This window comes from Zhihengliuella alba (assembly GCF_039538765.1).
In the GTDB taxonomy this organism is placed as follows: Bacteria; Actinomycetota; Actinomycetes; order Actinomycetales; family Micrococcaceae; genus Zhihengliuella; species Zhihengliuella alba.
In genome coordinates this window covers 569,604-588,933 of sequence record NZ_BAABCJ010000001.1, presented here as the reverse complement: position 1 = coordinate 588,933, position 19,330 = coordinate 569,604, and the positions used below count along the sequence as shown (strand labels likewise).

General features: G+C 71.0%; 16 protein-coding genes, 1 tRNA gene and 1 other RNA gene. 6 read left to right on the top strand and 12 right to left on the bottom strand.

Going from position 1 to position 19,330, the window contains the following annotated elements; all coding sequences use genetic code 11:
* Positions 1–15 precede the first annotated feature (15 nt).
* Positions 16–1,302 carry a glucose-1-phosphate adenylyltransferase gene (gene glgC / locus ABD784_RS02635; protein ID WP_425582906.1) on the bottom strand — a complete coding sequence of 429 codons (1,287 nt, stop codon included), beginning with the start codon at positions 1,300–1,302 and terminating at the stop codon, positions 16–18.
* A gap of 112 nt (positions 1,303–1,414) precedes the next feature.
* Between glgC and glgA the strand changes: the two genes are divergently transcribed.
* Positions 1,415–2,617, top strand: a complete 1,203-nt coding sequence (gene glgA, locus ABD784_RS02630; protein ID WP_344879518.1) for a glycogen synthase — start codon at positions 1,415–1,417, stop codon at positions 2,615–2,617.
* 27 nt (positions 2,618–2,644) lie between these two features.
* Here glgA and ABD784_RS02625 read toward each other — a convergent pair whose 3' ends face one another.
* Together ABD784_RS02625 and ABD784_RS02620 are read right to left on the bottom strand one after the other, a co-directional pair.
* The gene (locus ABD784_RS02625; protein ID WP_344879515.1) at positions 2,645–4,750 is read right to left on the bottom strand and encodes an acyl-CoA dehydrogenase family protein; all 2,106 of its coding nucleotides are present in this window, start codon (positions 4,748–4,750) and stop codon (positions 2,645–2,647) included.
* Complete coding sequence (locus tag ABD784_RS02620; protein ID WP_344879512.1) at positions 4,751–5,449, bottom strand: TetR/AcrR family transcriptional regulator; 699 nt, start codon at positions 5,447–5,449, stop codon at positions 4,751–4,753. It lies immediately after the preceding gene.
* A gap of 90 nt (positions 5,450–5,539) precedes the next feature.
* Between ABD784_RS02620 and ABD784_RS02615 the strand changes: the two genes are divergently transcribed.
* From ABD784_RS02615 to ABD784_RS02605, 3 genes are read left to right on the top strand one after another with little or no spacing between them, the layout of a single operon-like run.
* Entirely contained in the window at positions 5,540–6,871 is a 1,332-nt protein-coding gene (locus tag ABD784_RS02615) for an acetyl-CoA C-acetyltransferase (RefSeq protein WP_344879509.1), read from the top strand.
* Positions 6,872–8,209: a 3-oxoacyl-ACP reductase gene (locus tag ABD784_RS02610; protein ID WP_344879506.1), complete on the top strand. Its 1,338-nt coding sequence runs from the start codon at positions 6,872–6,874 to the stop codon at positions 8,207–8,209.
* Positions 8,210–8,214: 5 nt separating this feature from the next.
* Positions 8,215–9,162, top strand: coding sequence for a MaoC family dehydratase (locus ABD784_RS02605; protein ID WP_344879503.1), 948 nt, complete (start codon positions 8,215–8,217; stop codon positions 9,160–9,162).
* Here the strand turns inward: ABD784_RS02605 and ABD784_RS02600 are convergent.
* The 5 genes from ABD784_RS02600 to rnpB all read right to left on the bottom strand — a co-directional run bounded on the left by ABD784_RS02600 (position 9,137) and on the right by rnpB (position 13,832).
* Positions 9,137–10,396 carry a glycosyltransferase gene (locus tag ABD784_RS02600; protein WP_344879499.1) on the bottom strand — a complete coding sequence of 420 codons (1,260 nt, stop codon included), beginning with the start codon at positions 10,394–10,396 and terminating at the stop codon, positions 9,137–9,139. The genes ABD784_RS02605 and ABD784_RS02600 overlap by 26 nt on opposite strands.
* Before the next feature lie 81 nt (positions 10,397–10,477).
* Positions 10,478–11,623, bottom strand: a complete 1,146-nt coding sequence (gene wecB, locus ABD784_RS02595) for a non-hydrolyzing UDP-N-acetylglucosamine 2-epimerase (protein ID WP_344879496.1) — start codon at positions 11,621–11,623, stop codon at positions 10,478–10,480.
* A 78-nt stretch (positions 11,624–11,701) separates the two neighbouring features.
* The gene (locus ABD784_RS02590) at positions 11,702–12,532 is read right to left on the bottom strand and encodes a serine hydrolase domain-containing protein (RefSeq protein WP_344879493.1); all 831 of its coding nucleotides are present in this window, start codon (positions 12,530–12,532) and stop codon (positions 11,702–11,704) included.
* A 77-nt stretch (positions 12,533–12,609) separates the two neighbouring features.
* Positions 12,610–13,407 carry a YaaA family protein gene (locus tag ABD784_RS02585; RefSeq protein ID WP_344879490.1) on the bottom strand — a complete coding sequence of 266 codons (798 nt, stop codon included), beginning with the start codon at positions 13,405–13,407 and terminating at the stop codon, positions 12,610–12,612.
* A gap of 60 nt (positions 13,408–13,467) precedes the next feature.
* An RNA gene (rnpB, locus tag ABD784_RS02580) (RNase P RNA component class A) lies at positions 13,468–13,832 on the bottom strand.
* A 222-nt stretch (positions 13,833–14,054) separates the two neighbouring features.
* Here rnpB and ABD784_RS02575 point away from each other — a divergent pair.
* A complete protein-coding gene (locus ABD784_RS02575) occupies positions 14,055–15,545 on the top strand; it encodes a glyceraldehyde-3-phosphate dehydrogenase (protein ID WP_344879487.1) in 1,491 nt (496 codons plus the stop codon).
* A 150-nt stretch (positions 15,546–15,695) separates the two neighbouring features.
* On the opposite strand, the gene def is transcribed toward ABD784_RS02575, so the two are convergent.
* The 4 genes from def to ABD784_RS02555 form a co-directional block, all read right to left on the bottom strand.
* Positions 15,696–16,268 carry a peptide deformylase gene (gene def, locus ABD784_RS02570; RefSeq protein ID WP_344879484.1) on the bottom strand — a complete coding sequence of 191 codons (573 nt, stop codon included), beginning with the start codon at positions 16,266–16,268 and terminating at the stop codon, positions 15,696–15,698.
* A gap of 60 nt (positions 16,269–16,328) precedes the next feature.
* Positions 16,329–16,401: transfer RNA gene (locus ABD784_RS02565), tRNA-His, on the bottom strand.
* A 175-nt stretch (positions 16,402–16,576) separates the two neighbouring features.
* Positions 16,577–17,230, bottom strand: a complete 654-nt coding sequence (orn, locus tag ABD784_RS02560) for an oligoribonuclease (RefSeq protein WP_344879481.1) — start codon at positions 17,228–17,230, stop codon at positions 16,577–16,579.
* A 30-nt stretch (positions 17,231–17,260) separates the two neighbouring features.
* Entirely contained in the window at positions 17,261–17,488 is a 228-nt protein-coding gene (locus tag ABD784_RS02555; protein ID WP_344879478.1) for a hypothetical protein, read from the bottom strand.
* Positions 17,489–17,750: 262 nt separating this feature from the next.
* Here ABD784_RS02555 and mptB point away from each other — a divergent pair, with 262 nt between their 5' ends.
* On the top strand, positions 17,751–19,328 hold the full coding sequence (gene mptB, locus ABD784_RS02550) for a polyprenol phosphomannose-dependent alpha 1,6 mannosyltransferase MptB (RefSeq protein ID WP_425582905.1): 1,578 nt from the start codon (positions 17,751–17,753) through the stop codon (positions 19,326–19,328).
* The last annotated feature ends 2 nt before the right edge of the window (positions 19,329–19,330 follow it).

Genomic DNA, 19,330 nt, shown 5'->3' with positions numbered 1-19,330 from the left:
CACCCGGCGGAGTCGCTACGACGCGCCGGGGCCTCCCGCGTCGGCGCTGCTCAACGCCGTGTCCGGCTCGACGACGCGGCGCTTGCTGATGACCGTCAGGCCGGAGTCGGTGACCACGAATCCGCGGGCGCGGTCGGCCTCCGGGTCCACGCCGATCGTGGCGCCCGGTGGGACGACGACCTGCTTGTCGAGGATGGCCCGGCGGACCACGGCCCCGGCGCCGACGACCACGTCGTCGAGCAGGACGGAGTCGGAGACCTCAGCGCCGAGCCCGACCGTGACGTCGGTGGACAGGATCGAGCGCTCGACCGACCCGCCGGAGACGACCACGCCGTGGGACAGGAGCGAGTCGTGGGCGTTCCCCGGCGTCCCGTCCTCCCCGTGGACCAGCTTGGCCGGTGGGGAGGCGGTCTGGCGCGTGAATAGGGGCCACTCGTGGTTGTACAGGTTGAAGGCGGGGACGGCGGCCAGCAGGTCCATGTGCGCGTCGTAGTAGGAGTCCAGGGTGCCCACGTCCCGCCAGTAGCGCAGCGGGGTCGTCGCCTCGCCCGGGACGGGGTTGGAGGAGAAATCGTAGACCGCGCAGTCCTGGCGGTCGACGAACGACGGGATGATGTCGCCGCCCATGTCGTGGGCGGTCTCCTCCCGCTGGGCATCGGCCTCGAGCGCCTCGATCAGCGCCTCGGTGGTGAAGATGTAGTTGCCCATGGAGGCCAGGAACATCGACGGGTCGTCGGGCAGGCCCGGAGTCGTCGGCGGCTTCTCCACGAAGCGGGCGATCCGGTCGGGACGGTCCGGGTCGACCTCGATGACCCCGAACTGGTCGGCCAGCTTCACCGGCTGCCGCACGGCGGCGACCGACGCGCTGGCCCCCGAGGCGATGTGGGCCTCCAGCATCGCCGAGAAGTCCATCCGGTAGACGTGGTCCGCGCCGACTACCAGGACGAAGTCGGGCTGCGCGTCGTGGATGAGGTTCATCGACTGGTGGATGGCGTTGGCCGAGCCGAGGAACCACTCCTTCCCGAGCCGCTGCTGCGCCGGGACGGAGGCCACGTAGTGCCCCAGATGCGTGGACATCCGCCAGGTCTCGGAAATATGTCGGTCCAGCGAGTGGGATTTGTACTGCGTCAGGACCACCACCTGCCGGTAGCCCGAGTTCACGACGTTCGAGAGCGCGAAGTCGATCAGCCGGTAGGCGCCAGCGAACGGGACGGCGGGTTTGGCGCGGTCCTCGGTCAGCGGCATGAGGCGCTTGCCCTCTCCGCCAGCGAGGACGACGGCGAGTACGCGGCACTTGGGCATGACTTACTCCAATGTCCATCGGGCGACCGGCGCGGGTCGACCGGGGCTGATCCGCGCCGTGATCTGTGACAAAACCCTATGTGACTTCACCCGCACCGGCTACGTTAGGAGCGTGCGAGTAGACATTGTTACCAAAGAGTTCCCCCCGACGATCTACGGTGGCGCCGGCGTGCATGTGGCCGAGCTGACCCGCGTGCTCGCGACGCGGACGGAAGTGAGGGTCCGCGCGTTCGGGGACCCCCGTCCCGCCGACTACCACGGCGCCCGGGTCAGCAGCTACGCCGCGCCGACCCAGTTGCAGGGGGCCAACGCGGCCGTCCAGACGCTCGGCACCGACCTGCTGATGCTGGAGGACCTGGCCGGCGCCGAGATCGTCCACTCCCACACTTGGTACGCCAACATGGCCGGTCACCTGGGCGGTCTGCTGCACGGCATCCCGCACGTCGTCAGCGCGCACTCGCTCGAGCCCCTGCGCCCGTGGAAGGCCGAGCAGCTCGGCGGCGGGTATGCCCTGAGCTCCTGGGCGGAGCGCACCGCCTACCACGGCGCCTCCGCGATCATCGCGGTGTCCGCCGGCATGCGGGCCGACATCCTGCGCGCCTACCCCGACGTCGACCCGGACCGAGTCCACGTCGTCCACAACGGCGTCGACGTCGAGACCTGGCGCCCCGTACCCGAGACCGACGCGCTCGAGCGCTACGGCATCGACCCCGCCGGCCGCTCCGTGGCGTTCGTCGGGCGGATCACGCGCCAGAAGGGCCTGCCCTTCCTGCTGCGCGCGGCCGCCGAGCTGCCCGCCGACGTCCAACTCGTCCTCTGCGCCGGCGCAGCCGACACCCCGGAGCTCGCGGCGGAGGTCGCCGAGCTCATCGAGGGACTCCAGCGCAGCCGGGGCAACGTGGTGCTGATCGAGAAGATGCTTCCGCGGGAGGAGGTCATGCAGGTCCTCACGCAAGCCACCGTCTTCGCGTGCCCGTCGATCTACGAGCCGCTCGGCATCGTCAACCTCGAGGCCATGGCCTGCGGGACCGCCGTCGTCGCCACCGCCACCGGCGGCATCCCCGAGGTGGTGGAGGACGGCAGCACCGGATACCTGGTCCCCGTGGAGCAGCACGACGACGGCACCGGCACCCCCGTGAACCCGCAGGGGTTCATCGCCGACTTCGCCGCCGCGCTCAACCGGGCGCTCGAGGACCCCGCCGAGGCAGAGCGCATGGGCGCCCGCGGTCGCGAGCGCGCCGCCCGCAGCTTCTCCTGGGACGCGATCGCCGACCACACCCTCGAGGTCTACCGAGCGGCGCTCGCCGGGCACTGACCCCCGGCGGAGCCGCCGCGCCCGCGGTCAGGCACCCGAGCGGCCGACGCGCGCCTTGGACCCCCGCTCCTTCAGGCGGGCCTTCTCCGAGGCGCGGCGACGGGCGATCAGCACCTTCTCGTCCACCGGAGCCTCCGCCGAGGCGCGGAGCCGGCGGTAGTAGGCGCGCGCCTCGTCCTGGCGCTCGGCCTCGATGCCGGTGGCGATCTCGGCCCGCAGGTGCTCCGGTCCGTAGCCGAAGGCGTCGACCAGATCCTGGGCGTGCGGACGCAGGCGGGCGAGCAGGCGGTTGATGTACGGCCCCAGCGTGCGGGCGCGCTGACCGGAGAGCCGGCCGTTCATCAGGTGCCAGTCCAGGTCCCGCTCGATCAGGCACAGCCCGAACAGGTCGCGCAGCCACGTCAGCACCGACTTGGTGCCCGCATCCTCGACGGCGTCGACCTGCCGCGTGAACGCCTCCCACTGGAGCAGCTCGCCGTGCGCGCGGGCCGCGGCGATGATCCGATCCTGATGGTGGTTGAACAGGGCGGCCGCCTCCGCCTGGGGCCGCTTGGCCGCGCCCTTGAGCTCGCCGGCCACCTCGGCGACCATCGTGCTGACCCGGTCCGCGAGCAGGTCCCGCTGAGTCTGTGGGTCCTTCAGGAAGTTGGCGCTGCGCTTCTCGCTGCCGGCGTCGGTCCAGGACTGGGCCAGCTGGCGCAGACCCCACCGATTCAGGGCCACATCCTCGGCCTGCCGGGCCGCGTACCGGGCGAGGACCCCCGCGTCCAACTTGCGGAACTCCTCCGCGTAGTCAGCCAGCAGCCGCTTGGCCACCAACTGCAGCAGCACGTTGTTGTCGCCCTCGAACGTCACGTAGACATCCAAGTCCTGACGCAGCGAGGTGAACCGGTTCTTGGTGATGAACCCCGCCCCGCCGCACGCCTCACGGCACTCCTGCAGGATGTCGAGCGCGTTCCAGGTCGAGAGCGGCTTCAGGGCCGCCGCGAGAGTCTCCAGGTCCTGGCGAGCCTCGTCGGTGTCGCGCTCGCCGGAGAAGACCTGGTCGAACGTCTCCAGCAGCTCCTCGTGCGCGAAGCTCATGGCATACGTCGTCGCGATCCGCGGCAGCAGTCTCCGCTGGTGGCGCTGGTAGTCCAGCAGGACCTCCTCGTCCGTGTCCGAGGAGGCGTTGAACTGCCGGCGCTGATTCGCATAGGTCACGGCGATCTGGAGGGCGACCTTGGACGCCGCCGTCGCGGCGCCGTCGAGCGACACCCGCCCCTGCACGAGGGTGCCGAGCATGGTGAAGAAGCGCCGGCCCGGGCTCTCGATGGGGGAGGAGTAGGTGCCGTCGACGGCCACGTCGCCGTACCGGTTGAGCAGGTTCGTCCGCGGGATGCGCACCCGGTCGAAGTGGAGGCGGCCGTTGTCGATCCCGTTGAGGCCGCCCTTGAGACCGTCGTCCTCGCCGCCCACACCGGGCAGGAACCCGTCCGCGTCGCGGATGGGGACGTAGAAGGCGTGGACCCCGTGGTTGACACCGCGGGTGATGAGCTGCGCGAACACCACGGCCGCCGTGCCGTGCACGCCGGCATTCCCGAGGAACTCCTTCCAGGCCGCCCTGAAGGGCGTGTGGAGCACGAACTCCTCCGTGTCCGGGTCGTACGTGGCCGTCGTCCCGATGGCGGCCACGTCCGAGCCGTGCCCGATCTCCGTCATCGCGAACGCGCCGGGGATGTCCAGGCTCATGATGCCGGGCAGCCACTTGTCGTGGTGCTCCCGCGTGCCCAGGTGCAGCACCGCGGAGCCGAACAGGCCCCACTGCACGCCCGCCTTGATCTGCAGCGACGGGTCCGCCACCACCAGCTCCTCGAACCCGGCGATGTTGCCGCCGTGGTTGTCCGAGCCGCCGAGCCGCTCGGGGAAGGCGCGGTGGACCGCCTTCTGCTCCACGAGGTAGCCGAGCTGGTCGAACACCCGGGCTCGATGCTCCTCCAGACTCAGCCCCTCGATGCGGTGGGCCTCCGGCCGTGCGGACAGCTCGCGCGCGGTCCGGCGGGTCTTGGCCCACCGGCCGAGCAGCTGCTCGCCCAGCGCTGCGACGTCGATGCGCGGGTCGGCGACCTCTGCGGTAGGAATCTCCTGGCTCATCTACTGGCCTTTCGTGTGGGGGCGGCCGATGCCGTGCACCAGCCAGCCGGTCAGGATTTCGGTCATCTCGCCGTGGCTGGGACGCTCGGGCGAATCGGTGCCGCGCAGCCATGCCTCGCCGGCCGCACGCACCATGCCGATCGCCGCCTGCGGCCAGAACTGCGCTCGCTGGGAGGCCTCCTCGCCATCGGTGCCCGGTGTGCGGCGGAGGTAGTGCGTCAGCGACTCCGCGACGAGGGCGGTGACGTCGCGGAAGAACGTGTCCAATGGCTCGTCGGTGCCGTCCGCGGCGCCGGCCAGCGGATCGTGGTCCACGGCGGTGACGAAGAAGTACACGTTCGGCGAACTCTCGGCGAGCTCGAGGTAGGCGCCGACCATCCGGCGCAGCCCCTCCTCCTCCGTGGGGGCCGCCTTGGCAGCACCGACCACCGCAGTGCGCATCTGGTGCACCACGACCGCGCCGAGGTCCCGCCGCAGTCCGGACTTGTCGCCGAAGTACCGGTAGAACACGGACTTCGACGTGTTGGCGTACGCGGCGATGTCGTCCATGGAGGCGGACGGGCCCGAACGGTGCACGGCCTTGCGGGCGAGACGGAGCAGCTCGGTGCGCCGGGCCTCGCGGTGCGCGTCCCAGCGCTGGCTGCGGCCGTCGCGGGCGCCGTCGTCCGTCTCGGCGCCGGTGTCGGATTTCGAGTTCACGATACCGAGCGTATCAGGTAAGCTCGGTCACAGTGATGCCGGTCGCACCGGGCCCGCATCGGAACCGCAGTCTCCACCGCAGGAGGAACCATGGCCAGCAGCGCCCCATCCGCATCGCAGAACCCAGCCGCCGGAGCGAGGACCGTGCGCAACGCCGTCGTCATCGGCGGCAACCGCATCCCGTTCGCCCGGGCGAACGGCAAGTATGCCGACGCCTCGAACCAGGACATGCTCACGGCCGCCCTGGACGGACTCGTGGCCCGCTTCGGCCTACAGGGGGAGCGGATCGGGGCAGTCGCCGCCGGTGCCGTCCTCAAGCACTCCCGCGACTTCAACCTCGTCCGCGAGGCGGTGCTCGGCACGGCACTGGACCCGGCCACTCCGGCGTACGACGTCCAGATGGCCTGCGCCACCGGCATGGAGGCCATCGGCTCGCTCGCCAACAAGATCAAGCTCGGCCAGCTGGACTCCGCCATCGGCGGCGGCGTCGACACCACCTCCGACGCCCCCATCGCCGTGAGCGAGGGGCTCCGCCGGGTCCTGCTCGAGCTCTCCCGCGCACGCACGGGCAAGCAGCGGCTCGCCGCGCTGTCCAAATTCCGCCCCAAGGACTTGGCGCCGAACGCCCCGGGCACGGGCGAGCCGCGCACCGGACTGTCGATGGGCGAGCACCAGGCCCTGACCACGGCCGCGTGGGGCATCACACGGGAGGCCCAGGACGAACTGGCCCTCGCCAGCCACAAGAACCTGGCCGCCGCCTACGAACGGCACTTCTTCGACGACCTGATCACGGAGTACCGGGGCCTCGCGCGGGACAACAACCTCCGCCCGGACACCACCCTGGAGAAGCTCGGCGGCCTCAAGCCCGCGTTCGGCAAGGACCTCGGCTCCAAGGCGACCATGACCGCGGGCAACTCGACGCCGCTGACGGACGGCGCCTCGGCCGTCCTGCTGGGCTCCGAGGAGTACGCCCGCGAGCACGACCTGCCGATGCTGGCCAACTTCGTCGACTTCGAGGCCGGCGCGGTCGACTTCGTCCACGGCCGCGAGGGCCTCCTGATGGCGCCGGCGTACGCCGTGCCGCGACTGCTCGAGCGCAACGGCCTCACGCTGCAGGACTTCGACTTCTACGAGATCCACGAGGCCTTCGCCGGCACGGTGCTCTCCACGCTCGCCGCGTGGGAGGACGAGGACTTCTGCCGCAACAAGCTGGGCCTCGACGGGGCGCTGGGGTCGATCGACCGCAGCCGGCTCAACGTCGCCGGCTCGTCGCTGGCCGCCGGACACCCGTTCGCCGCCACCGGCGGGCGCATCGTCGCGACGCTGGCCAAGCTCCTCCACGAGAAGGGCTCGGGCCGCGGCCTGATCTCCGTCTGCGCGGCCGGCGGCCAGGGCGTCGTCGCGATTCTGGAGGCACGCTAGATGACCAACCAGTACCAGAAGCTCGTCAACACCGGTCCCGCCCGGGAGGTGGCCAAGCGACTCGGGCTGCCGCGTCCGGCCGAGCTGCGCCGCTTCAGCCCCGGTGAGCCGCTCGTCCCCGGACCCGTGCTAGTCCTCGGGTCCGGCGCCAGCGCCGATCCGGTCGCCGAGCAGCTCCTCGCCTGGGGGCTCGACGTCTACCGGCACCAGCCGCAGGGCCGTCGTCTGGGCGCGGTCGTCGTCGCGTACGACGACGTGGCGCACCCCGGCGACCTCGCCGACGTCGCGCTTGAACTCGGCCCGGCGGTCCGTCAGCTCGCGCCGAGCGGGCGCGTGATCACCCTGTCCCGTCCCGCCCGCGTCCGCGACGAACCGGCGGTCGCGGCGGCGCGCCGCGGGATCGAGGGACTGCTGCGCTCGCTCGCCCGCGAGCTGCGCGGGGGAGCCACCGGGAACGGGATCCTCCTCACCGACGGCGTGGGCGCGGACGCTCCCAGCGCCGTGGCCGCCCTGCGCTTCCTGCTCTCGGGCCGGAGCGCCTACGTGGACGGGCAGTTCCTGACCGTCGGCACCGACGCGGGCAAGGCGCCCGAGGACTGGGACCGGCCGCTGGCCGAGAAGGTCGCGGTCGTGACCGGCGCCGCCCGGGGGATCGGCGCGGCGATCGCGCGCGTCCTCTCCCGCGACGGCGCCCGCATCGTCGCGGTGGACGTGCCCGCGGCCGGCGGCGCGCTCAGCTCGGTGGCGAACGAGGTGCGCGGGACCGCGCTGCAGCTCGACGTCACCCGGGCCGATGCGGGACATCTGATCCTCGAGCACGCCCTCGAGCGCCACGGCGGGCTCGACATCGTGGTGCACAACGCCGGCATCACCCGCGACAAGCTGCTCGCGAACATGGACGAGGCGCGGTGGAAGTCGGTCCTCGCCGTGAACATCGAGTCCCAGCTGCGCATGAACGAGGCCTTCCTGGACGCCGGGCGGGACGGGCTGCGCATCGTGTCCCTGGCGTCGACCAGCGGCATCGCGGGCAACCGGGGGCAGACCAACTACGCGGCCTCCAAGGCCGGGGTCATGGGCATGGTGGAGGCGTCCGCGTCCGACTTCGCGGAACTCGGCGGGGGAATCAATGCGGTGGCGCCCGGTTTCATCGAGACCGAGATGACGGCGAAGGTCCCCGTCGCGACCCGCGCGGTGGCCCGGCTGCTGATGCCGTCGCTCATGCAGGGCGGTCTCCCCGTGGACGTGGCGGAGGCCATCGCCTTCCTGGCCTCCGATGCGGCAGCCGGCATCAACGGCGAGACCCTCCGTGTGTGCGGCCAGAGCCTGATCGGACGGTGAGCGGCATGGAGGAACGCCGGATCACCGTCCTCGACGAGGCGCCGTCGCTCGGACGCAGCTATGCCGCCGCCCTCCGCACGGCAGCCGCGGCGGCGCTGCCCGGTGGACGGGCACGCCCCGCCGGCCGTCTCGAACTGCCCCACGTGGCCCACCGGGTCCCGGAGGTCCGGGCCGACCGCTCCGGGCTGGCTCGCTACCAGCGGCTCATGGGCGACACGCTGCGGGAGACGCTGCCCTCGGTCTTCGTGCACGGGCTCGCGTTCCCCGTGGCGATGGGGCTGCTGGTGTCCGACGACTTCCCGCTGCCGCTGCTCGGCATGGTGCACCTGCGCAACCGCGGGGAGCACCGCCGGCAGATCGGCGTCGACGAGGCGTTGACCGTCACGGCCTGGGCGGAGAACCTGCGTCCGCATTTCGCGGGGACGCAGGTGGACGTCGTCGCGGAGGTCAGTGCGCCGGGGCCGCACGCGGACGCGTCCGGCGCGGACGGTGGCGCGGGGGCCGACGTCGTCTGGAGGGGCGTCTCCACCTATCTCGCCAAGGGCGTCGACGCCCCGGGCGCAGTGCGGCCCGAGCGGCAGGCCCGGGCGGAGTTCGAGGCACCGACGCGCACGGGCCAGTGGCGGCTGCCCACGGACACCGGCCGGAGGTTCGCGGAGGTCCTCGGCGACTGGAACCCGATCCATCTGAGCAGTCTCACAGCCAAGGCTCTCGGCATGAAGCGGCACCTGGCCCACGGCATGTACTCGGCCGGCCGGGCCCTGGCCACGACCGCCCCGGTGGAACACGGCTACACGTGGTCGATCGAGTTCGACGCCCCCGTCTTCCTGCCGGCGACGGTGCAGTTCGCCGTCGCCGAGGCGAGGGAGGAGGGACCGGGCGCCCTCGGATTCACGGGATTCAAGCGCGGTGCCTCCCGGCCGTACTTCACCGGGTCGGTCGTGCCGCGCTGACGCGGGAGTACGCCTCGAGCGTGGTGGTCGCGGCCGTCTCCCAGGTGAAGGAGGCGGCCTGGGCGACGGCGGACCGGCCCATCGGCGCCAGGGTTCCGCGGTCCCGGGCCAGCTCCACGAGCGCGGAGGCCCAGTCCTCCGGCCGCTGGCCGGAGATCAGCCATCCCGTCCGACCGTCGGCCACCGTGTGGCGCAGTCCCCCCACCGCGTTGGCCAGTACCGGGGTGCCGCACGCCTGGGCCTCGGCCGCCACGAGCCCGAAGGATTCGCTGTAGGAGGGGACCGCCGCCACGTCGGCGGCCCGGAACCACTGCGCCAGCTCCTCCGGCCGCCGGGGAGGCACGAGCCTGACCCGGAGCCGGGCGGACTCCTCGGGGAGCAACTCGGCGAGGTCGAGGTGGTCCGGACCCGACTGGTGGCCGATCAGCGCGACGTCGAACCGCACGGCTGGGTCCAGCTCCACGGCCTGCTGCAGGGCCTCCAGCAGCAGGTGCGGGCCCTTGAGGCGCTGGATCCGCCCGGCGAAGACCACCCGGAGGGCGCTCGAGCCGCACAGGCCGTGCGCGAGCCAGCTGGCGGGGCCGTGCGGGGTGAAGACGTCGTGGTCGACCCCGGGCGGGACGAGGACGACGCGTGCCGGGTCGGCCCCGTAGAGCGAGACCAGGTCATCGACCTCGCTGGGCGTGTTGGCTGTCAGCGACGACGCCGAGGCCGCCAGTTCGTCCTCCGCCGCCAGTCGGCGGGCCGGCTCGACCGCTGTCGCGTCGTCCCGCAGCTTGACGCGCGCCATCGTGTGCATCGTGTGCACGAGGGGTACGCCCCAGCCATCCGCCAGCTCCATACCGGCCAGGCCGGACACCCAGTAGTGGCTGTGCACGACGTCGGGCGCGAATCCAGCGGTCCTGTACCAGGACGCGATCAGGTCCCCGACCTCGCCGGCATGCCCGGCCAGGGAGGTCTTCGTCAGCGTGTCCGGGCCGACCGGGACGTGATGGACGGCCACGCCGGGGGCGGTGCGAGCCGTGGTCACCGTGGACGCACCCGTGGCCGCGGCCGGCACTCGTGTGAAGACGTCCACCTCGACTCCGAGGCGGCCGAGGTGCTCGGAGAGCTGGGCGATGTACACATTCATGCCGCCGGCGTCCCCGGAGCCGGGCTGGTCCAGCGGCGACGTGTGGAGCGAGAGCATCGCAATGCGGCGGACCACCGGACCGGCATCGGTTGCGGAGTTCACGTGCGGGCCTCGGTTCTCCGGAATAGTACAAGGCAGACCTTTTGTGCCGTCAAGTACAAAAGACCTGCCTTGTAGATGGTCCTACTGGTTGAACTCGTCGACGCGCTGCCCGCAGCCGAGGAGCTCCGCGATGGCAGCGACCGTGCGCTCCGCCGCGCGGCCGTCGCCGTACGGGTTCACGGCGTTGGCCATCGAGGAGTAGTGCCCCTCGTCGTGGAGCAGGCGGTGGACCTCGTCCACGATCCGGTTCTCGTCCGTGCCGATGAGCACCACTGTGCCGGCGCTGACGGCTTCGGGGCGCTCGGTGTTCTCGCGCATCACGAGGACCGGCTTGCCGAGGCTGGGCGCTTCCTCCTGGACGCCGCCGGAGTCGGTCAGGACCACGTGGGCCAGGGAGAGCATGCGGGTGAACTCGCCGTAGGCGAGCGGCTCGGTCACGACGACGTTGTCCAGCCCCTCGAGGGAGGGCAGGACGGCCTCGCGGACCACCGGGTTCTTGTGCGCCGGAAGCACGATCGTCATCTCCGGCTCGGCCTCGGCGATGCGCTTGAGCGCCCGGCCGACTCCCTCCATGGCGCCGCCCTGGTTCTCGCGGCGGTGGGTGGTGACCAGCAGGACACGGCGCCCGGAGGCTGCCAGCTCCTCCAGCTGCGGGTCGGAGAAGGGCACCTCCTTCTCGACGGTGGTCAGGAGGGCGTCGATCACGGAGTTGCCGGTCACGACGATGTCCTTCTCCGCGATGTTCTCGGTGAGCAGGTTCTTCTTGCTCACGGAGGTCGGCGCCAGGTGCAGGCTCGTCACCTGGGAGGTCATCTTGCGGTTGGCCTCCTCCGGGAAGGGGGAGAAGATGTCGAAGCTGCGCAGGCCGGCCTCGGCGTGCACGACGGGGATGCCGTGATAGAAGGCCGCGATCGCGCCGGCGGTGGACGTGGTCGTGTCGCCCTGCACGATGACTGCGGCCGGCTTCTCCTGCTTGAACAGCTCGTCCAGTCCGTCGATGGTGCGCGTCATGATGCCGCTGAGGCTCTGGTTCGGGCGCATGATCTTCAGGTCCACGTCCGGCTCGATGCCGAAGAGCTCGTTGACCTGGTCGAGCATCTCCCGGTGCTGCCCGGTGACGACCACCGTGGAGTCGAAGAGCTCGGACTCCTCGAGGGCCTTGACGATCGGGGCCATCTTGATGGCTTCCGGGCGGGTGCCGTAGATCGGCATGATGACAGGGCGCATGTGCTTCGTATTCCCTCGGGTAGGTCGATCGATCGAACCAACCATATCAACGGGCCCGGTTCACTGGCCCCGGCGGCTTCAGCGGCTCGCGAGTGCGGCCAGCACGCCGTCGGAGTAGCCGGGCCAGGCCTCGACCGCCCACGGGCCGAAGTCGCGGTCGGCGAGCGCCGCGCACGCGACACCGACGGCGGGGTCCACCCACAGGAAGGTCCCGGACTGGCCGAAGTGCCCGAAGGTGCGGGCCGAGTTCCGGGACCCGGTCCAGTGGGGGTCCTTCTCCGCCTTGATCTCCAGGCCGAGGCCCCACGCGTTGTCCGCCTGGCGGCCGTAGCCCGGCAGGACACCGGCCAGACCCGGGAACTGGACGGTGGTCGCGTCCCGGTGCGTCTGCTCGGCCAGCAGCCGCGGGTCCAGCAGCTCCGCCGCGAAACGGGCGAGGTCCTCGGTCGTCGAGACGCCGCCGGCGGCCGGGGAGCCCTCGAGCCGGGTCCTGGTCATGCCGAGCGGGTCGAGCACTGCCTCGTGCAGATACTCCGCGAACGGCATCTCCGTGGCGGCCTCGAGCGTTTCGCCGAGGACCTCGAAACCCGCATTGGAGTAGATCCGACGCGTCCGCGGGGCGGCCCGCACCGTGCGCTCGGAGAAGTCGTAGCCGGCCGTGTGCGCCAGCAGGTCGCGGACGGTCGCGCCCTCGGGGCCGGCGGGCTGGTCGAGTTCCAGCGCCCCCTCCTCGACGGCGATCAGCACCGCGTAGGCGGCCAGCGGCTTCGTCACGGACGCGAGCCGGAACTCGCGGTCGGCGTCCCCAGCCCGGGCGAGGACGTCGTCGGACGCGACGACGATGGCGGAGGCGTGCTCCACGGGCCAGGATGCGACGGCGGACGCGGCGGCGGTCAGCGGCTCGGTCATGGGTCTCCTCGGGTCGGCTGTGCGGTGGGCCCGGTACGCGGGGCCTGTGCTGGTGCGCGGTGCTGCGGCCGGGCCGGCTACCCGGCTGCGGCGCCGGTGGCGAACGAGTGGTCCTCTGGGAGGACGATCACCAGCTGGTGCGGCTTCCGGGCGGTGGCGGGCGTGAGCTCAGCCTCCCACTTCTCGCCGGCGGCGGCCAGCAGCTCCTCGGGGGTCGTCGGCGTCGCCCCGGCCCGCGTCAGGAGGTGCCGGGACAGCTCGCCCCGGGTGTGCTTGGCGAAGTGGGAGACGACCTTCCGGGCCCCGGCACGGATCTGGACCACCGAGACCGCTACCGTCTGGGTGGCCGGCGGTGCCCAGGCCGCGGCATAGGTGCTGGACCGGCAGTCGACGACCAGCTCGTTCTCGGTCCGGGCTGCCAGCGCGGCGGTGAGGCGGGGCTTCCACCAGGCGGCGAGCTTGCCGAGCTCCGGGAGTTTCACGGACATGGACAGCCGGTAGGCCGGGATCGGGTCAGCGAATCCGACGGCGCCCCAGAGAGCGCTGACGACGACGATGGACCGGTCCGCGGCGTCCTGCTCGGGCGGCGCCAGCGTCGGGTAGCCGAGGGCCTCGTAGAGCACGCCCGTGTAGACGGCGTGGGCGGGGCCGGCCGGCTCGTGGTGCAGCCGGCGGTTCCGCTCGATCTCCTCGGCCAGGGACGCGCCGACGCCGAGCACCTCGTGGGCGTCCTCGCGATGCGAGGCCTCGACGAGGGCGTCGAGGACGCGGCGCCGGTCGTCGGCCAGGGCGGGGAACGAGAGGGACGCGGGATCGAAGCCACGGTCGGTCAGGGCGGCGCGCTTGCCCTCGGACGGCGGGAGAAGAATGAGCACCGGAGCATCGTAGAGCCTCCGCGGGGGAGCGGGCCAAGCCGAGACGCGCGGTGGGGGAGGTGGACGGGATGACCTGTACGCCGGGTTCTGTGCCTGCCGCGGTTGCCCGACTGGCAGGTGACGATCATCCATCTAGGCGCACCGTTGCCGATGCGCTCGAGCGGCCTACCCGGCTGCTGGGCGGACAGCCTCATGCGCAGCCTGTCTGGCCTTGCTCCGGGTGGGGTTTACCGAGCCGGCCCGGTCGCCCGGGCCGCTGGTGGTCTCTTACACCACCGTTTCACCCTTACCCGCCGCGAACGGCGGGCGGTCTGTTCTCTGTGGCACTGGCCTGCGGGTCACCCCGAGTGGGCGTTACCCACCACCCTGTCCTGTGGAGCCCGGACGTTCCTCGTGCCGGAGCACGCGATCGTCCGGTCATCCCGTCCAGCGGTCCAGTCTACGCCCCTGGTGCCACCCGGGGTGCGGTGTGATCAGCCTCACGCCCGCGGGATTCGCCGGCTCGTCGGTGGTCTCTAGAATGGAGGCAGAGGCAACGAGGCCTCGCGGGGGAGGATCCTCACCCCCGGAACCGTATCTGCAATGGTGCTTTCACGGTGCCGACCGGCCAAGAGGGATCCCGTGGGCCGGTCAAGGAAGGACTTTCAGTGACCCAGCAGTCGACCGCGGCGCTAGCCGAGTGGAGCAGCCGCGAAGAACTCGCCGAGGCCATGATCCCGCTGATCGGGCGTCTCTACCGCCGTAACAACGTGGTGACGTCGATCTACGGACGCAAGCTGATCAACAAGTCGGCCGTCGATATCCTCAAGGCCCACCGCATCGCACGTCACAACGACGGCACCGAGCTCCCGCTGGACCAGACATTCCCGATCCTGCAGGCCATGGACGGCCTGAATCTGGGCGCCGCAGCCGTCGATATCGCCCGCCTGGCGCGCAAGTACCGCGACGCGGGCGGGGGCCGCGGCCTCTCGGAGTTCCTCAAGGAGGAGTTCGGCGACAAGGTCGGCGCCGCGGGAGCCACGGACGCCGAGCCGACCGACGTCGTCCTCTACGGCTTCGGCCGCATCGGCCGGCTCCTGGCCCGCATCCTCATCGAGCGCGGCGGCTACGGCCTCCGCCTGCGGGCGATCGTGGTCCGCAAGGGCTCCGAGTCCGACCTCGTCAAGCGGGCCTCGCTGCTGCGCCGCGACTCGGTCCACGGCCCCTTCGACGGCTCGATCACGGTCGACGAGGAGAACAACACCATCCTCGCGAACGGCACGCTCATCCAGGTCGTGTACTCGAACGACCCGACCACGGTCGACTACACCCAGTACGGCATCGACAAGGCGATCGTCGTGGATAACACCGGACGCTGGCGCGACCGCGAGGGCCTGTCCCAGCACCTGCAGGCCAAGGGCGTCGGCCGCGTCCTGCTGACGGCGCCGGGCAAGGGCGACGTGAAGAACATCGTCCACGGCATCAACCACGGCGACATCGCGGCCGACGACACGATCGTCTCCGCCGCCTCGTGCACCACGAATGCCATCACGCCGGTCCTCAAGGCCCTGAACGACGAATTCGGCGTCGTCCATGGCCACGTCGAGACGGTCCACTCGTTCACGAACGACCAAAACCTCATCGACAACTTCCACAAGGGCGACCGTCGCGGCCGCTCGGCGGCCCTGAACATGGTCATCACGGAGACCGGTGCCGCGAAGGCCGTCTCCAAGGCCCTCCCGGAGTTCGAGGGCAAGCTCACGGGCAACGCCATCCGCGTCCCCACCCCGGACGTCTCCATGGCGATCCTCAACCTCAACCTGGAGCGCGAGGCCACCAAGGAGGACATCAACACCTACCTACGGCAGATGTCGCTCAACAGCGCGCTGCACAAGCAGATCGACTACATCGACTCGCCGGAGGTGGTCTCGACCGACTTCATCGGCTCGCGCCGCGCCGGCATCGTCGACGGGCTGGCGACCATCGCCAGCGGCAAGAATGCCGTGGTCTATGTGTGGTACGATAACGAGTTCGGCTACTCGTGCCAGGTGATCCGGGTAATCGAGGAGCTCGCCGGCACGCACCCGCAGGCCTTCCCGGCCGTGGCCGAGCAGCCCTCGGCCGCGGAGGCGGTCCAGCTCGCCGGGCAGCCCGTCTGACGGGCACCCCGCTCGTGGCCGTCCCCGGCCCCTGACCCCGGGGATGGGCCACGTACGGCGGCCGGCGACCCCCATCTCGGAGGTCGCCGGCCGCCGTCTCGGTCTTCGACGTCCCGTGTCCTGCGCAGGCCTCCGGTCGCGGGGAGGGCGTCAGTGGCCGAACGGGTCGGGATCCGTGCCCGGAAGCCAGCTGTTGCCGGGGACTCCCCACTCGAGGTCCTTCTTCGCCTTCTTCCACCGCCGCGCCCAGCGGTCGTCGAGCCGGTCGACATACAGGAGGCCGTCCAGGTGGTCGTACTCGTGCTGCATGACGCGTGCGAACCACCCCGTCGCATCGAAGGAGATCGGCTCGCCGTGGCCGTCGAAGCCCTCGACGCGGGCGAACTCCGCACGCTTGAGCGGGAAGGACAGGCCGGGGGCGGACAGGCACCCCTCGCCCTCGTCGTCCGGGTCGGGCTTGGCCTGGGAGACCTTGGAAAGGGTGAGGCGAGGGTTGACGATCACGCCGCGGGGCGGGACGCCGTCGTCGTTCGCGTACTCGTAGGTGAACAGGCGGAGCCCGACGCCGACCTGGGGCGCCGCGAGGCCGACGCCGTGGGCGGCGTCCTGGGTCTCGAACATGTCGTCGATGAGACGGCGGAGGTCGTCGTCGAACTCGGTGACCTCCTGCGCCCGGCGGTGCAGGCTGTCCTCGCCGTAGATCACGATGGGGAGAATCGCCATGGGCCTGTCCTTCCTGCCAAAAAGAAAGCCGCCCCGGTCAGACCGGGGCGGCAACTTCGGGGTGAGTAACGGGGCTTGAACCCGCGACCTTCTGGACCACAACCAGACGCTCTACCGACTGAGCTATACCCACCATTGCACCGGGAAGTCTGGCCCGAGGGCCGTTCCAACCGAGTGAGAGTCGCCTCGACGGGGCAGTATTTCACCGCGCTCCGTCCGGGCAACGCACACTATCTTACACACAAACCGGTGCCCGCGCCCTAATCGGAGGGGTGTGCCGTGCGCCACAGCCCCTGGGTAGGCCGAGGTCAAACGCCGGAGGGGCCCTCGAGCTCGACGGCGGCCTCGCGGGTGGCACGTTCGGCCACGATCCGCTGGGCGATCTTCTGGGCGGCCTTGCTCTCCGGGCCGGGCGGGGGGACCATGACGGCCGCCCGATAGTAGCGCAGCTCCTCGATCGAGTCCTGGATGTCCCCGAGGGCGCGGTGACCGCCGGTCTTCGCCGGGGCCTGGAAGAACGCCTTGGGGTACCAGCGTCGCGAGAGCTCCTTGATGGTCGAGACGTCGATGATCCGGTAGTGCAGGTGCTCGATGACCTCCGGCATGTCGCGGGCCAGGAAATTGCGGTCGGTGCCCACGGAGTTGCCGGCCAGCGGTGCCTTGCCGGGCGAGGGGACCCACTCACGGATGTAGTCCAGGACCTGCCGCTGAGCCTCCGCCATGGTGACGCCGCGGTCCAGGACTTCCAGCAGTCCCGAGTCGGTGTGCATCCGACGGACGAAGTCGTTCATCTGGGCCAGTGCGGCAGGCTCCGGCCTGATGACGACGTCCACCCCGTCGCCGAGCACGTTCAGCTCGGCGTCGGTGACGAGGACCGCGACCTCGATGAGGGCGTCCTCGGTGAGGCTGAGCCCCGTCATCTCGCAGTCGATCCAGACAATTTTCTCAGCAGTAATAGGCACGGGGCCAATCTACCCGAGGCCTCCGACGCGTTACCTTCGGGCCGGTCCGCCCAGCGCCATGAGCGCGCCCACCACGCCGAAGGCGACCAGCGCCGTCGTACCGGCGGTCAGGGCCTGCGGCAGGCTGAGTCCCACGAACGGGCCCCCGACGGCGACCACGACGGCGGTTAGAACGCCCCAGCCGAGGACGGCGAGAGGGCCGGAGCCGCGCCCGGGAGCGGGGGGCGGCGTCGAGTCGCTGGCGGCGTGGCGGCCCATGGATCTCCCCCTGGAGGCAGTGCGCGAAGGCGGTGCGGTGTCCTCCCCACCCTAGGCGCAGAGCCCGCGTGACGGTCGCAACAACGCGCCTGGAAGCGGGCCGAAGACCCCGGATCGCAGGGTGCCCGGTGCTAGGATCAGGCCCAGTTCGACCGCATTGCCGCGATCCGACCGGCGCGCACTCCGGCCCGTCGGGGCACCCCGCCGCGAGGCGCCCCCGGCGTCCGGCCACGGCGGCGCGCACCTGCGTGGCACCGCGGTTGTGCCCGCCTCCGCGAACCACCGTGACGACCGAAGGACTGCCCGCGTGAACCCGACCGCACCGCCTGCTCCCGCGACGGCCGGGACCGACCGGGTCAATCGCACCCTCGTCGAGGGTGCCATCGGCTCGCTCATGGTCGTCTTCGGGTCGCTCGGCGTCGGCTGGCTGGCGTCCGTCTCCCCGCTGAACCGCCTCCAGCTGCTGATCAACCTGCGGACCACCGAGTGGGGTGTCGTCACGACGACGGCGGTCATGACCCTGGGCTGCTGGGTCCTCTTCCGTGCCTGGCTCCGACTCGGTCAGAAGCTCGACGGCTGGCCGGAGGGCTCCCTGCGCACGGTCTGGAAGGCCTGCCTCGCCTGGGGCGTGCCACTGCTGGCCTGCGTCCCGATCTTCTCCCGCGACGTCTTCGCCTACATCGGGCAGGGCCGCCTCGTGGCCGCCGGGCACGACCCCTACCAGCAGGGCATCTCGACGGTCGCCAACTGGTTCCAGCTCGGCACGGACACGATGTGGGCGGAATCGACCACGCCCTACGGCGTCCTGTTCCTGGACATCGAGCACGTCGTGATGCTCATCGCCGGCGAGGATCCCGATCTCGCGATCTTCCTCTTCCGGCTCGTGGCCTTCCTCGGCGTCCTCCTCTGCCTCGTCTACGTGCCGAAGCTCGCCGCCCTGCACGGCATCAACGGGGCGCGTGCCGCGTGGATCACGGTCGCCAACCCGCTCTTCCTCATCTCCTTCGTCGCCAGCGCCCACAACGACTCGCTGATGACGGGCCTCGCGGTCGCCGGCACCTACTACGCCGCCACCGGCCGCGGGATCAGGGGTGTGCTGCTGGTGACGGCCTCGATGGGGGTCAAGCCCATCACGCTGGTGCTCCTGCCGTTCATCGGACTCCTGTGGGCCGGGCCGGGCGCGTCCTGGGCGCGCCGGTTCCGCTACTGGTTCTATACCGCCGGCATCGGGCTCGGCTCGATGGTCCTCATCGGCTACCTGAACGGCTACGAGCTCGGCTGGCTCGAGGTCATGCTCACCACCGGCACGGGCTACAGCGTGTACTCGCCGCTGGGGGTGCTGGTCGGGTTCTTCTACAGCACGCTCGGCCCGCTCGGCCTCGATACCTCGTGGGTGCTGCCGACGATGAAGCTCATCGGACGCCTCGGCTCCGTCGCCATCGTGCTGTTCCTCATGTTCAAGGGCTCCCACGGGCACCTGATCCAGCGCACGGTCCTCGCCTTCGCAGCCCTCGTGGTCCTGTCGCCGATCATCCACCCGTGGTACCTGCTCTGGCTGCTGCCGTTCTTCGCGGCCAGCGGGATCCGCAACGACTGGCAGATCGTCTGGGTGTACTTCACCGTGGCCTTCTTCATCGCGTACGGCGTCGCCGACCAGCTCTTCGTCTGGCAGTTCCTCGGCGACCTCAAGCCGTGGCTGCAGAACCTCGCGACCGGCCTCTCGTGGCTGTTCATCGCCTACCTGGTGTTCGTCGATCCGGGCACCCGCAGGATCTTCGTCGACTTCTGGCGCTCCCTGCGTCGGCCCGAGCGCGCCGGCCTGCGGAAGCGAGCGGGCTGAGC